Raw genomic sequence first — 12,758 nt, 5'->3', positions numbered from 1 at the left:
CCCGGAGCGGTTATTCACGCTCTGGGCCTTATTTTACCTTTTAACCCCATGGTTGAACCGCAAACCTGCTTTTTTAAATGTCAAAATAGTAGCCCCACACCGCTGGGCTGGTATACTGACGCCACCATTTCTGTAACCAGATGATGCCTCGCTTGCAACAACACAAGATCATTTTACGAAAGCTAGGGCTACAACCCTATGCCCCCGTATCTCAAGCTATGCATAATTTCACTGAGTTCCGTACTGACGCCACTCCAGATGAAATCTGGCTGGTTGAGCATCAGCACGTTTTCACTCAAGGTCAGGCGGGGAAAGCCGAACATGTACTGATGCCCGGTGATATTCCGGTTATCCAAAGCGATAGAGGTGGTCAGGTCACCTATCATGGCCCCGGCCAGCAAGTCATGTATGTCATGATTGACCTCAAGCGTGCCAAAATTGGCGTGCGGCAATTGGTTACCGCGATTGAGAATACCGTGATTCAGACATTGGCTCATTTTGCTATTGATTCACAAGCCCGCCCAGATGCCCCCGGTGTCTATGTCGGCCAGCAGAAAATATGCTCGTTGGGATTACGCATCCGTAGAGGTTGCTCGTTTCACGGGCTGGCCTTGAATATCGATATGGACCTGGAGCCGTTCCAACGCATAAACCCATGCGGTTATGCTGGCATGCAAATGACCCAAGTCAGTGCCTTAAAAACAGGGACAACTGTTGCTGATATCCAGCCAATCTTGGTGCGCGAATTTACCCGCCAATTGGGCTATCCGCAAGCGGAGCAGCAGCCATGGTCACTGGCAGACTATTTATCATCTGACGTATCCTAAGTTAGCCAATTGAAATCGTGGATGCCCTGACTCTTTTAATATAACCCACGTAATTGGGGGCTGAATAGGATAGGGTAATGATGATATAATTTTTAAACAATTTTCAAAAAATTTTTAACGCAAGCCATATCACGTTGAATTTAATGAAAAATCTCAAATTGAGAGATTCAGAACTGGAACCTGTACGATTATGAGTAAACCGATTCAGATGGAACGTGGCGTAAAATACCGCGACGCAGATAAAATGGCGTTAATCCCGATAAAAACCGTGGTTACCGAACGTCAGGAACTGTTACGTAAACCCGAATGGATGAAAATCAAGCTACCCGCTGACTCCAGCCGCATTCAGGGTATCAAGGCAGCAATGCGTAAAAACGGTCTGCACTCGGTTTGCGAAGAGGCATCCTGCCCTAACTTGTCAGAGTGCTTCAACCACGGAACGGCGACCTTTATGATCCTCGGCGCAATTTGTACCCGCCGCTGCCCATTCTGTGACGTTGCCCATGGTCGTCCGGTTACACCTGATGCCAATGAGCCAGAAAAGCTGGCTCAAACAATCAAAGATATGGGATTGCGCTATGTGGTTATCACCTCGGTTGACCGTGATGACTTACGCGATGGTGGCGCTCAACATTTTGCAGATTGTATCGCAGCCATTCGAGCCAAAAATCCGACCATAAAAATTGAAACATTGGTGCCTGACTTCCGTGGCCGTATGGATCGCGCGTTAGATATTTTGACTGTCACCCCACCGGATGTGTTTAACCATAATCTGGAAAACGTACCACGGGTGTATCGCCAAGTGCGGCCTGGGGCTAACTATGAGTGGTCGCTTAAATTACTTGAGCGCTTTAAAGAGGCTCATCCTGATATTCCGACTAAATCAGGTTTGATGGTTGGCTTGGGAGAAACCAATGCCGAAATCGTTGAGGTTATGCATGATCTGCGCCGCCATGGAGTAACCATGCTGACGCTGGGGCAATATTTGCAACCAAGCCGCCACCATTTACCCGTACAGCGCTACGTCAGCCCGGCTGAGTTTGACGAAATGAAAGCAGAAGCTATGGCAATGGGCTTTACCCACGCTGCTTGTGGCCCGTTTGTTCGCTCTTCTTATCATGCCGATCTGCAAGCAAAAGGGTTGGAAGTAAAATAAATAAATTGGCCTGATGAGACTTTTAGGCCAATTTTATGAAATGTTTAGTTACACCTTAAATGCCAGACAAACAAAAACGGATTTCCATTGGAGATCCGTTTTCTGTTATCAGACATAATAAGTTTGCTGATAATAGCTAAGCTAAAGAATTTTCATGCTGCCGCTTTCACCGGAATACCGGTTATCTCGAGCGAGGGCAATCAGTCCTTATGCTCAATTGGCGGTGCTGTTTTGGTTTCAACGGCCGTTTTAGCTTCAGCAACAGGCGTCGCCGCAGGTGCATCATCATTACCCATAGCCTTTTTAAAGCCTTTCAGGGCAGCCCCCAGATCCGCGCCCAACGTGCGCAATTTGCTGGTTCCAAACAACAACACAATCAATATGCCAACTACCAACAATTTGGTAATACTGATACCTTCCATACTCACCTTCTTGATTAGCTCTGTTCATTAAACAATGAATATATCCTTCTTACTGGATATTGCGCCAATGTGAGCACATCTCACGCCCTGAATCACTCACATGAGTCAGAATGGTGGGATTCACTCGCGAGCGACAACGCCAATGACGTTGGATATTGTTAAATAATGGCCTATTTACGAATAAATTACCGATTAAAACAACAGTAATATGTAACAGATTTCGTTAGTGAACTATGATTACTCAGAGTCTATTATCACTTATTTTGACTCATTCCGGATGAGACATTGCCGTTAACATCCCCCCAAAGAAAAAAGAAAGAGGGAGCCGCCAATTGCCTTATTCAAGTAGAATAAACACCCGTCGGTCAGGGTTAAGTTTTGCTAAAAGAACTTATTTACCTCGAGCATTTGGCTTAGGTGTAGGTATGTTTTGTGTAGGCTCAGTGCTCTACACACAGCATTCCCCATTATGGTTATGGCTGATGCTAGCTATTAATGGGTTGATATGGCCACATATTGCATTCTTGCTGGCGTTGCGGTCTGAACAACCGTTTGAGCAAGAAATAATCAACATGAAAATAGACTCTGCGTTGGGTGGCGTCTGGGTGGCAATAATGTCGTTCAATGCTTTGCCATCCATTGTTATTCTATCCATGATGAGTATGAATAATATTGCTTCCGGGGGTAAGAACATTTTTTGCAAAGGTTTAGCCTTGCAAATCTCCTGTAGTTTATTGACCGCATGGATATTTAACTTGCCCTTTGAGCCTGAAACTTCCCCCATTCAGGTTTATGCTTGTTTGCCGATGATAATTATCTACCCTTCCCTACTCGGATTAGTTACCTATCGAACTGCCAAGCGTTTGGCCGAAAACAAAGAAGAGCTATTACGTATTAGTGTAAGAGATGGGTTAACTGGTTTGTATAACCGCAGACATTGGGAACACCAGTTACATAATCAATTTGACAGTTGCCGGCGCTATCAGCACGGCGCAACACTCATTTTACTTGATATTGATAACTTCAAAGCCATAAATGACACCTTTGGCCATGCTGTCGGCGATGAAGCCATTACGGTTCTTGCTGAGGAGTTATTATTAGGGCTGCGAGCCATTGATATTGTCGGTCGCTATGGTGGCGACGAGTTCGGTGCTATTTTGCCCAATACCACCGCCGAACAAACCCGCGAAGTATTAACGCGAATTCAAGAAAAACTGGCTGAATTAGCCTTTACGCAAGCCCCCACGCTGCAACTTAGAGTAAGTGCTGGCATTGCTGATTACAGGCACGACATGATTAATTATCAGCAATGGTTGAAAGCGGCTGACTCCGCACTGTACCAGGCAAAAGATAATGGTCGTAATCGTATTGAGCTGGCCAGTTAAAAACTATTCCCAATAGATTTCATGATGTAAAAAGTCAGTGTATTATTGATTCGCAAGCTCTGGAGATGACATTCCTCCATAACCGCCCTTCAAGGCTGATGATGTCTACGTAACCTTTTCATTAAGGTGCGTAGTATTGCGCCTAAGCCTTTCTGAAAAGCCCATTAATAATGACCAACTACCCCGCACGATGGGTATCCATAATGAAAGGTATTTATGTTTAATACATTACTCGCAGTATTTATTGGTGGTGGCGTGGGCAGCGTTGCTCGCTGGCTGGTCAGTATGAAGCTAAACAGCTTATCACCCCATGTCCCCGTGGGAACACTGCTGGTAAACCTGATAGGTGCTTTTATCATTGGTCTGACATTAGCGCTGTTTACCCGCATTGCACATATTGATCCCGTATGGAAGCTTCTGATTACGACAGGTTTTTGTGGTGGTCTAACGACATTTTCCACCTTCTCTGTGGAAGTGGTTTATCTCATTCAGGAAGGTAAGCTGGCATGGGCGGCGGGGACTGTTTTACTTAATCTGGCCGGGTCACTTGCGATGACGATGCTGGCCTTTATATTGGTCAATCATTTCGCGGGGCAATAATAGCGAGTAACTATAAATAGTTTAACTTTCCGGGTAGTCCATTATATTGCCCGGAAACGCGCAAGATAAAGAAAGTCGCGGGTCGGGTGGTATCGTCTTAATGTTTTCTTAATCTACGAACCGGATAATCATTTGCCAGAGAACAGTTAGCCGATGGTGGTGACTGATGTGCTGGATAACACTATGTTTGGATTACCGAAAAAACGGGCTGAGTGGCTAACAGTTATTTTTTGCCTGGTCATCACCGTGATGTTTCTCAAAGCCTATCTGTTCTAACCTTGGTGTGTTACTTCTCTCAATTCTGCTTTGTTGATTGTAAAACAACGAGTTGTGTCGTGTCGTTCAACAAAAGCACTCTTTTTACCTTATTGGTAATACCCATAAAAAACCCGCCTATAGAGGCGGGTTTTAACAAATATGGGCTACTTAGATAGCGATAACATTAGCAGCAGATGGGCCTTTGGCACCGTTCGTGATTTCAAATTCTACACGCTGGCCTTCAGCAAGAGTTTTGAAACCATTGCTAGCGATGGCTGAGAAATGAACGAAAACGTCCTTGCTGCCATCTTCTGGGGTAATGAAGCCGAAACCTTTGGACTCATTGAACCACTTAACGCTACCTTTAATCTTAGACATCAAACTTACCTTTACGTGAATGTTGGACACAAATAGTGTGTCAACTACAGTACAGCAATAGAACCGTTTTTTGTCCACAGCCGAGATCACAAAAAGAAGAGAAAAAGTGAAAAACGCCGTTTTTTGGCTCTGTTTCTAGCACAGAAAACCACATTTTTTTGCTTTTGTAGTTCACCATTATGGCGCTGATAAGCGCCTCAGCGAACTGACAGGCTGTATCTGAACGCTATTCACCTGTATTATACTTAGCCATTGGATACGCTAATATGAGATGCATGATGAACGGTAGAATAACAACTTTTTTTGAAGATAAAGGCTTTGGTTTTATCACCGATGAGAACGGAGATAACCGTTATTTTCACGTTATTAAAGTTGCTAATCCCGAGATGATCAAAAAAGGGGCCGAGGTTACCTTTGAGCCAACAACCAATACCAAAGGGTTGTCGGCATTTGCGGTAAAAGTAGCAATTGAGAGTAAATACATATTCATTGCTAACGAGAGAATCAAACTCACCAGCATCAAGTCATTCAATACTTTTACTAAAGAAGTCCCTGCACAGGCCGAGGTAGACAAAGCTAATACTATACTTTCAGTAAATTTACTGATGAACAAAATCCGGCCGCAGGAAGAAGATATTTCAGAAAAAACCGTGCCATTGAAAATGTTATCGATAACGACATTCCAGAATGTAACTTATACGTTTTCTGAACATGAGGTTGATATCGAGAGTACGGTTGCTAAATTGAAGAGTATTTAATACTGATTCTATTTTTCTTGAAACTAGGGGATATCAGCACCCTCAAGCAGCCCCAAATGCCTTTGGGGCTGTCCGGTCTACCCGGAGAGTTAGATGCTGGCATCCCTGCCCGCTAACGCAAGAACATCCCTTTGATATCCTCTGGTGTTGACGCTAGAAATAATAAAAAATCAGATTATTTTCATTAACTACTTGAACATAAACATTTTAATCAACTCAACGTCAGTACGAGCACCTAGCTTCTTCATAGCAGAACGTTTTTGTCCGCTAACTGTCTTCTCACTTTTCTTCAAAATTCTGGCGATATCACCGCCTGAAAAACCTTCATTAAATAGTTTCAACACAATATTTTCATTTGGCGTCAAATATTGCCGCTCTGATGATGCCAGCCCCAACACCTTAGTAACTTTACGTTCGACCAGATTCTCTTTAAGTCCGCGCAGTTTTCGTTTAAATACCGAGGTAATCTTGTTGATTACTGTATCAACCGAATCTTCTCTGAAAATCATGGTTACATTGCTGAATCTGGGAATACCTTGTAAAAAGCTATTCAGTCTGGCATCACAAATCAAAAAAACATCTGCTTCAGAAGGAGCCTTATCCAAACGTTTCAGCGCTTCGAAAAAGCTGAATTCATCAACACCAATAAAAATCACATCTGCTGAATAAAATGCTTTTCGATAGAATTTAATCTCTTTTTTAAAACCTAACGATGCAAATATTTTTTTTACGACAGTTACCATACCCAGTGTTTGATATTTATCGTTATCGACTATCATACAGCTTATCATATTGGCCACACCCGTTAGCGCTTCAGCACCCCATGAATGGTTAACTCATATCTGTTTGCAATGAATTAAATATCATTACAAATCAAATAGATAACACAATATACTTTCCTACTTGTTAGTAGAACATAGGGGAAAGGAGAGCGATATAGGATGTCAACACCGGAGGGTGTAGGAAACGTCTGTTTCTCTGTGGAATATTTCCTTATTTTTTATTTTTGTTTCAGTTTGCCAAACGTGACAGCATTCAGATTGTATGCAAAAATGTAAAAATATTAGTAGTCTGAATAGGAAGGTTCTGATGCAAACCATACACCCTATGAAGCTGCATCTCTCATTTAACCTTATTTTAAGTCAAACTACTTTATGAGAAACGTCGGTTTACATGCCCTAAAAACGTTAAGCTGCTTTTCTGCCGTTACTTTCTACTCTGCAAGTAAAACCTGTACTGACCAGTGTTTTTTAGGCGGCGAAGTAATGAGTGTTCTGTACTTTTTATCGATTATTGCTACCCCATTATTTTTCATGATCATCGGTTATATCGACTCTAATGATGAGATAGATCAAAAGGATATCCTCAGTAAATTAAAATCTATAATAACGATTATTATCTTTTGGAACGTCCTTTTCTATTTTATCAATGAGGATGGCTTCAAACGAGGGTATTTCCTGCAAAGTTGGCTTTTGTTCAGCATTGCCATTATTTATCTGCTTAACCCGCTAATCTCGAAGGTTTTGAAAAGTAACAGAACGGCCATCATAACCCTTTCGTGCCTGGTTATTTTCTCGATTACGATCGATCTGATCAGCGCCTTCACTGAAAGGCCATATTTAATTGATTTCCCACAATATTTTAGATTATGGACTTGGGTTTTCTATTATATAACCGGTAGGTTCCTCTGCTCAAAGATGTGCCAGAAAATAACCAAGTTACCGAGAGTGCGTCTCATCGCTAAAGTGCTGCTGCTGCCAACAGCAATCTCAATGTATTTTTACGAAAGTTTTATGTCGATACATGTATATAAAACAGTGAATGCAGGTTATTTCCTTGATAACTTACACGTTTTAATACTAAGTTTATGTTTATTTGTCATATTTGATAACTTTGACACTAAACACCAATGGATAAAGAAAACATTGGCCTATATCAGCCCCTCAATGATCGGAGTGTATATACTGCATGATGGAATTTTCTATTTCATTGCCAGTGCATATAACTTATCCGACGTCACGCTGAGATTTACGTTACTACTGTCAGTATTTGCTGCTTCTGTATTATTGTCGCGTATTCTATTACTCAATAAGTACACATCCCGCTTTATCTCATTTTAATTGCTATCGGCTGGCCGACCAAGCGTGATAATAGGCCAGCCAGAGCTTTTGATTATGCCTGGTTGCATCTCGTCTTGAGGTCGTTAAGAAGGTAGCAGTGGGGTTGATCGGCTACTGGATTTGAATCACGGTTAGCGTATTGCCAAATACCGCACCGGTATCGATATAAAGCTGATTTTTAAATAGTGAGGGTTTCACCAGCGGTGTATGGCCGAAGATAAATTTATCTGCCCCTACAATTTCGTGGTTTTCCCCTTTCATCGATGCGTTAAGACGCTTACGGTTCCAGAGCACTAATTGCTCACTAACAGCTTTGCCGTAGACATATTCATCTGAAGGATAATCAGCATGAGCAACAACATATTTCGCCTGGTCAGTGTTAACCTCAATAATTAAAGGTAATTGTTCTGCCCGCCTAATGAGTTGTTCTACCAGATGTTTATTACTTACATCTAGTAAAAAAAACCATCGCCCACCATTTGCTATCCAAGTGTCAACCTCTCCACCCGCTAACACATCAATTGCCATCTGTTCATGATTACCACGCACCGCATAAAACCAGTGGCTATTAAGCAGTTCGTAACATTCAATATTCTGTAAACCCCGATCAGCCAAGTCTCCGACAGAGACCAGTAAATCAGTCGAACGCTCAAACTGAACACGTTCCAAGGCATCCATCAGTTTTTTATAGCAGCCATGAATATCTCCAACCACGAAGATACGTTGGTATTCGCTGCCGTCTATTTTATGGTACATCACAGGCTCCACAGTCAGTGTATGGCCTGTATTAACCTTAGCTTACTTGAATGTTTTTTGAGCAGTAAATATCTCTATTTTCTGTGGTTCAAGCCGTTACCGCCAACGGGCTGGCACTTATTTCAGTGATTACCAATGAAAGTCTTGAGGAAATGGCGTTGGCAGCAAGAAGTGAGGTAACTGCTCTTTTTAAAGCATCGAGTGTGATCCTCGCCACCAGGCAGGCGTAATCACCGATTTGCTTGGTGAGAATGGCATATCATGATCGAATAAGCCGCCCTTAGGCGGCTTATTTAGCATTGAGGCACTGTTACAAAGGCCGGTATATGCCCCTGTAATGCGCTAATCTTTCGTGGAAATAGTCTCGTTCGTCCAACGAAAGGTTGGCCTCAACTTCATCAACATCAATGTTCTTCTTTTGGCTTCCCATAAAAGCAACCGTGGATGCCACAAAGTCCAGGCTGGTATGGCAATATTCAGAAACCAGTTTCTCTAGTGCTGACATTTCACACCCCCTACTTCGCTACCACACAAATATAATTAACACAAATCATCACATCAACACCGTGAACAAGATCACTAAAAATGACATGCGTATGTTTACTTCAATTGAAACTATCTATCACTATTTTTGGCAGCACAGGTAATACCATACTTAAATAGCATCGCTGGGGTGACAGCGATGCCATCCACAGATCAATTTTTCGCAGGGATCATTTCTCATATTGAACTGCACATCAGTGTCTTTTAAGCTATTTTCCGTTATCTTGTTGGATTAACCTCAAAACAAAAACAGACCACAGAATCGGAGCAGGAATGAGAAAGACAACCATGATTATGATAGCCATTGCACTGGCGGTATTCGCTTATACCTACTTTACCGGGGCGTAGCCATCATCCAACAATGAGACAATTGCCAGAGAGCGGTCTCTACATAACATTTTCTGGCACCGCGCGTTATTTATCTCTATTGAATCGAGGTTACATAAGTAAAAAATGCTAAAAGTTATTGCCCAAGATTTTATAAAACCGGAACACATTATCGATGTTATGCCGCTGTATAAACAATTAGTGGCCAGTACAAAGCGTGAACCACTTTGCATATCCTATGACTTATGTATCAACCATAAAGACCCAGGCCATTTTATTTTTGTTGAGGAATGGCCAGATCAAGCCGCTTTAGACATACATTGTGCCACTGCGCATTTCAGAGAATTGGTTCCACAAATCAACCGATACCAAAGAAGCGAGGGCACCTTCATCTTAATGCACTCTTTTGAATAACCCTTACGGGCGGCGAGTTACACTACGAGTTGCTCCTCCTCATGATATTGATTTTGCCACATAGCGGCGTAACGCCCATTGGTCAGTAATAGCGCGTCGTGGCGGCCTCGCTCTACAATTGCGCCGGCATCCAATACAATAATTTCATCCGCATCAATGATTGTTGATAGGCGATGGGCAATCACCAACGTAGTATGGTCGCGACTAACTTCTCGTAGATGAGCCTGAATTTCGCGCTCAGTTTGCGTATCTAACGCACTGGTTGCTTCATCGAATACCATTATTGCGGGGTTTTTGAGAATAGTGCGCGCAATGGCTACCCGCTGTTTTTCGCCACCGGAAAGCTTCAACCCCCGTTCCCCTACCCGCGTATCATACCCATCTGGCAGGCTGGTAATAAATTTATGGATATGTGCCAGTTTTGCCGCGCGTTCTATCTCTGCAAAAGTTGCAGACGTTCTGCCATAAGCGATGTTATAACGCAATGTGTCATTAAACAGCACGGTATCCTGCGGTACAATGCCAATCGCTTCGCGCAAACTTGACTGGGTAACCGCCCGAATATCCTGATTATCAATATAAATCGCGCCGCCCGTCACATCATAAAAACGGAACAATAACCGTGAAAGCGTTGATTTCCCCGCACCAGAGGCCCCCACTACAGCGACTGTTTTACCCGCAGGGATGCTGAAACTCACGTTATCCAGAATAGGTCTGCGAGGATCATAACCAAAGCTGACCGACTCAAAACGGACTTCACCTTGTGTCAGTTTCAAAGGTAATGCATCTGGTCTGTCAGTCACTTCTTTCTTAACCATCAGTAGATCGAGCATATTTTCCATATCAATCAGGGCTTGTCTGATCTCAGAATAGATAAACCCAAAGAAATTAAGTGGTTGATATAACTGAAGCAGATAGGCATTAACTAATACGAAATCACCGATAGTCATGTTGCCCTGCGTGATACCTTGCGCCGCCATCGCCATCATGACGACCAATCCAATTGAGATTATTGCAGTCTGTCCAAGGCTCAATGCAGTAAAACTGAATTGATTTTTGATTGCCGCATGTTCATAAAGTTGCCGTGAGGTGTTGAAACGCTGCGCTTCAAACGCTTCATTACCAAAATATTTCACTGTTTCATAATTGAGCAAGCTGTCGATAGACTTAGTGTTAGCATCGGCATTGGCTTTATTTAGCTCACGCCTGAAGCGGGTTCGCCAACTGACGGCCATAACCGTAAACAAGATATAGCACCCAACCGTCACCAAAATCGCGATCGCAAACCAGCCATCTAATAGATGCCACATGATCAACGAAACCAGTGTTATTTCAAACAAAATTGGGAAGATAGAGAACAGCAAGCGCGAAAGTACAGTAGCAACGGCTTGAGTTCCGCGCTCAATTGACAGTGATAAACCACCGGTTTGTCGGTCCAGATGAAAGCGCAAACTTAGCTCATGCAATTGTTTAAATACCCGTAAGCCGAGTAACCGGGTCGCATTCTGGCTAACATGTACAAACATCACGTTTCGCAGTTCCTCAAATAAGGAGGCGCTAATTCTGGCGATGCCGTATGCAATAATGAAACCGATTGGAATAGCCAGCATCTTGGCGTTTTCACTGCTTAATGTATCAACCATTGCCTTATAGGCCAGTGGGACCAGAGTGGTACTAACCTTGGAAACCACCATAAATATCACCGCAGCAACCAAATAATAGCGAAGCTTAGGGTTATTTTTAGGCCACAGATAAGGCAGCAGGAACTTGAGTAAGCGTGAACGATCCATATTTATCTATTTGTCATCTCAGGTGAAATAGTTGTATTTATTTTTTTATATTCTGCCACGTATAAGTGGAATGGCCTAATGAGGCTATCAATATCTTGTCGTCGTAAAATTTAACGACCTACGCTGAGTTGTCCTGCCCCTAGGATGATAGGGAGTCAATGGGGAAACTCACTTCACTTGCCCCTCTTTTTTGATTAACAGACGAGTCTTATAAATCATAAATATTTGTGCACTATAATTAATGTAAATTTACTTAATTTGAGGTTATCTGATGGTGTGGCTGGAACAAGGGCTGTATCTAAGAGTCAGTGAAATGGACAATGGGCCAAGGCCACTACCACTTCAGAGCGGCTTTAATGAAACATCTGCCTATCGGGCATTAGGTCTATTCAATCCATCAGAAACCTCAGATGCTTACTATATATTGTCTAATGACCGCGATGAGATATGGTTTATCTGTAATCGCCATTTACGAACAGTGGCGTTATCGCCACATCCTGAAGATTTTAGAAGACCACTTTCCTCATTCATTGATATGCCTGTGTAAGTACCCTGTTGAGCAACGGTAAAGCAGATGAAACTCATCAATAGTTAGCGAGTTGTGCAACCGCGCGCCTCTTGTTTCTGTGCAGTGATAAATTATGCTCATTACAACAAAGGGTCCATCGCCCTTATTCATTCATTTTTTTTGAACAAGATGAACGATTCTCTTTAGTATTCAAATTCTGTGATCGGAGTAACATTATTCCTATCGAAAGCAACCCGCTTTCACATACACAAATAGAAGAGAATTTATTATGAAAACTACCATCGCAGCAATCGCACTTATCGCAGCAATCCTGGCACCAACTGTTTCAATGGCAAATATCGGCGACAGTGATAGCTATAAAGGGACCTACTCTATCAGCCAGGGCCAGAATACTACCACCACTGATCAGACAGCCAAAAACTAAGACAAAATAATAGCATAAAGTCCCACTTAGATTAAGTGGGGCTATTTATTAATGCCTTTACATTTAGTCCC

General features: G+C 42.7%; 16 protein-coding genes, 1 pseudogene and 1 riboswitch. Of the genes and pseudogenes, 11 read left to right on the top strand and 6 right to left on the bottom strand.

Annotation, left to right across the window (positions count from 1 at the left end; translation table 11 throughout):
* Positions 1–140 precede the first annotated feature (140 nt).
* Complete coding sequence (lipB, locus tag V2A85_RS01165) at positions 141–827, top strand: lipoyl(octanoyl) transferase LipB (protein ID WP_420070757.1); 687 nt, start codon at positions 141–143, stop codon at positions 825–827.
* A 190-nt stretch (positions 828–1,017) separates the two neighbouring features.
* Entirely contained in the window at positions 1,018–1,983 is a 966-nt protein-coding gene (gene lipA, locus V2A85_RS01160) for a lipoyl synthase (RefSeq protein ID WP_083159686.1), read from the top strand.
* 200 nt (positions 1,984–2,183) lie between these two features.
* On the opposite strand, the gene tatA is transcribed toward lipA, so the two are convergent.
* Positions 2,184–2,405: a Sec-independent protein translocase subunit TatA gene (gene tatA / locus V2A85_RS01155; protein ID WP_372558323.1), complete on the bottom strand. Its 222-nt coding sequence runs from the start codon at positions 2,403–2,405 to the stop codon at positions 2,184–2,186.
* A 332-nt stretch (positions 2,406–2,737) separates the two neighbouring features.
* Here tatA and V2A85_RS01150 point away from each other — a divergent pair, with 332 nt between their 5' ends.
* The 3 genes from V2A85_RS01150 to V2A85_RS01140 all read left to right on the top strand — a co-directional run bounded on the left by V2A85_RS01150 (position 2,738) and on the right by V2A85_RS01140 (position 4,666).
* A complete protein-coding gene (locus V2A85_RS01150) occupies positions 2,738–3,790 on the top strand; it encodes a diguanylate cyclase (protein ID WP_083159690.1) in 1,053 nt (350 codons plus the stop codon).
* A gap of 52 nt (positions 3,791–3,842) precedes the next feature.
* A riboswitch (Fluoride riboswitch) is annotated at positions 3,843–3,905 on the top strand.
* A 101-nt stretch (positions 3,906–4,006) separates the two neighbouring features.
* Positions 4,007–4,390 carry a fluoride efflux transporter CrcB gene (gene crcB, locus V2A85_RS01145; protein ID WP_083159692.1) on the top strand — a complete coding sequence of 128 codons (384 nt, stop codon included), beginning with the start codon at positions 4,007–4,009 and terminating at the stop codon, positions 4,388–4,390.
* A 153-nt stretch (positions 4,391–4,543) separates the two neighbouring features.
* Positions 4,544–4,666, top strand: a complete 123-nt coding sequence (locus V2A85_RS01140; RefSeq protein ID WP_420070756.1) for a hypothetical protein — start codon at positions 4,544–4,546, stop codon at positions 4,664–4,666.
* 150 nt (positions 4,667–4,816) lie between these two features.
* Here V2A85_RS01140 and cspE read toward each other — a convergent pair whose 3' ends face one another.
* Positions 4,817–5,026 (bottom strand): transcription antiterminator/RNA stability regulator CspE, encoded by a 210-nt coding sequence (gene cspE / locus V2A85_RS01135; protein WP_002210315.1) that lies wholly within the window; start codon positions 5,024–5,026, stop codon positions 4,817–4,819.
* A gap of 278 nt (positions 5,027–5,304) precedes the next feature.
* Here cspE and V2A85_RS01130 point away from each other — a divergent pair, with 278 nt between their 5' ends.
* Complete coding sequence (locus tag V2A85_RS01130) at positions 5,305–5,784, top strand: cold-shock protein (protein ID WP_083159694.1); 480 nt, start codon at positions 5,305–5,307, stop codon at positions 5,782–5,784.
* Between the two features lie 188 nt (positions 5,785–5,972).
* Here V2A85_RS01130 and V2A85_RS01125 read toward each other — a convergent pair whose 3' ends face one another.
* Entirely contained in the window at positions 5,973–6,563 is a 591-nt protein-coding gene (locus V2A85_RS01125) for a helix-turn-helix transcriptional regulator (RefSeq protein ID WP_102970450.1), read from the bottom strand.
* Between the two features lie 375 nt (positions 6,564–6,938).
* Here V2A85_RS01125 and V2A85_RS01120 point away from each other — a divergent pair, with 375 nt between their 5' ends.
* A complete protein-coding gene (locus V2A85_RS01120) occupies positions 6,939–7,904 on the top strand; it encodes an acyltransferase (protein WP_372558322.1) in 966 nt (321 codons plus the stop codon).
* Between the two features lie 111 nt (positions 7,905–8,015).
* Here the strand turns inward: V2A85_RS01120 and V2A85_RS01115 are convergent, their stop codons facing one another.
* Complete coding sequence (locus V2A85_RS01115; protein ID WP_372558321.1) at positions 8,016–8,660, bottom strand: metallophosphoesterase; 645 nt, start codon at positions 8,658–8,660, stop codon at positions 8,016–8,018.
* Positions 8,661–8,740: 80 nt separating this feature from the next.
* Between V2A85_RS01115 and V2A85_RS01110 the strand changes: the two are divergent.
* Positions 8,741–8,890, top strand: a pseudogene (locus tag V2A85_RS01110) (TOBE domain-containing protein); the annotation flags it as partial.
* An 80-nt stretch (positions 8,891–8,970) separates the two neighbouring features.
* Here V2A85_RS01110 and V2A85_RS01105 read toward each other — a convergent pair.
* Entirely contained in the window at positions 8,971–9,165 is a 195-nt protein-coding gene (locus V2A85_RS01105) for a glycogen synthase (RefSeq protein WP_420070755.1), read from the bottom strand.
* 491 nt (positions 9,166–9,656) lie between these two features.
* On the opposite strand from V2A85_RS01105, the gene V2A85_RS01100 reads away from it, so the two are divergent.
* Positions 9,657–9,944 (top strand): putative quinol monooxygenase, encoded by a 288-nt coding sequence (locus tag V2A85_RS01100; RefSeq protein ID WP_083159704.1) that lies wholly within the window; start codon positions 9,657–9,659, stop codon positions 9,942–9,944.
* Positions 9,945–9,961: 17 nt separating this feature from the next.
* On the opposite strand, the gene V2A85_RS01095 is transcribed toward V2A85_RS01100, so the two are convergent.
* Positions 9,962–11,734, bottom strand: coding sequence for an ABCB family ABC transporter ATP-binding protein/permease (locus V2A85_RS01095; RefSeq protein ID WP_420070754.1), 1,773 nt, complete (start codon positions 11,732–11,734; stop codon positions 9,962–9,964).
* A 271-nt stretch (positions 11,735–12,005) separates the two neighbouring features.
* Between V2A85_RS01095 and V2A85_RS01090 the strand changes: the two genes are divergently transcribed.
* Positions 12,006–12,281, top strand: a complete 276-nt coding sequence (locus tag V2A85_RS01090) for a hypothetical protein (protein WP_420070753.1) — start codon at positions 12,006–12,008, stop codon at positions 12,279–12,281.
* A 250-nt stretch (positions 12,282–12,531) separates the two neighbouring features.
* Positions 12,532–12,687: a hypothetical protein gene (locus tag V2A85_RS01085; RefSeq protein WP_193784700.1), complete on the top strand. Its 156-nt coding sequence runs from the start codon at positions 12,532–12,534 to the stop codon at positions 12,685–12,687.
* Positions 12,688–12,758: the final 71 nt, after the last annotated feature.

The organism is Yersinia sp. 1252 StPb PI, from assembly GCF_048593885.1.
Lineage (GTDB): Bacteria > Pseudomonadota > Gammaproteobacteria > Enterobacterales > Enterobacteriaceae > Yersinia > Yersinia enterocolitica_E.
The sequence above is the reverse complement of the archived record's forward strand: the minus strand, read 5'-3'. Positions and strand labels throughout refer to the sequence as shown.

Bases quoted from the DNA above. Each gene is read 5' to 3' on its own strand.
- lipB (WP_420070757.1), top strand. From the start codon at position 141: ATGATGCCTCGCTTGCAACAACACAAGATCATTTTACGAAAGCTAGGG.
- lipA (WP_083159686.1), top strand. From the start codon at position 1,018: ATGAGTAAACCGATTCAGATGGAACGTGGCGTAAAATACCGCGACGCA.
- tatA (WP_372558323.1), bottom strand. From the start codon at position 2,405: ATGGAAGGTATCAGTATTACCAAATTGTTGGTAGTTGGCATATTGATT.
- crcB (WP_083159692.1), top strand. From the start codon at position 4,007: ATGTTTAATACATTACTCGCAGTATTTATTGGTGGTGGCGTGGGCAGC.
- V2A85_RS01140 (WP_420070756.1), top strand. From the start codon at position 4,544: ATGGTGGTGACTGATGTGCTGGATAACACTATGTTTGGATTACCGAAA.
- cspE (WP_002210315.1), bottom strand. From the start codon at position 5,026: ATGTCTAAGATTAAAGGTAGCGTTAAGTGGTTCAATGAGTCCAAAGGT.
- V2A85_RS01130 (WP_083159694.1), top strand. From the start codon at position 5,305: ATGAACGGTAGAATAACAACTTTTTTTGAAGATAAAGGCTTTGGTTTT.
- V2A85_RS01125 (WP_102970450.1), bottom strand. From the start codon at position 6,563: ATGATAGTCGATAACGATAAATATCAAACACTGGGTATGGTAACTGTC.
- V2A85_RS01120 (WP_372558322.1), top strand. From the start codon at position 6,939: ATGAGAAACGTCGGTTTACATGCCCTAAAAACGTTAAGCTGCTTTTCT.
- V2A85_RS01115 (WP_372558321.1), bottom strand. From the start codon at position 8,660: ATGTACCATAAAATAGACGGCAGCGAATACCAACGTATCTTCGTGGTT.
- V2A85_RS01105 (WP_420070755.1), bottom strand. From the start codon at position 9,165: ATGTCAGCACTAGAGAAACTGGTTTCTGAATATTGCCATACCAGCCTG.
- V2A85_RS01100 (WP_083159704.1), top strand. From the start codon at position 9,657: ATGCTAAAAGTTATTGCCCAAGATTTTATAAAACCGGAACACATTATC.
- V2A85_RS01095 (WP_420070754.1), bottom strand. From the start codon at position 11,734: ATGGATCGTTCACGCTTACTCAAGTTCCTGCTGCCTTATCTGTGGCCT.
- V2A85_RS01090 (WP_420070753.1), top strand. From the start codon at position 12,006: ATGGTGTGGCTGGAACAAGGGCTGTATCTAAGAGTCAGTGAAATGGAC.
- V2A85_RS01085 (WP_193784700.1), top strand. From the start codon at position 12,532: ATGAAAACTACCATCGCAGCAATCGCACTTATCGCAGCAATCCTGGCA.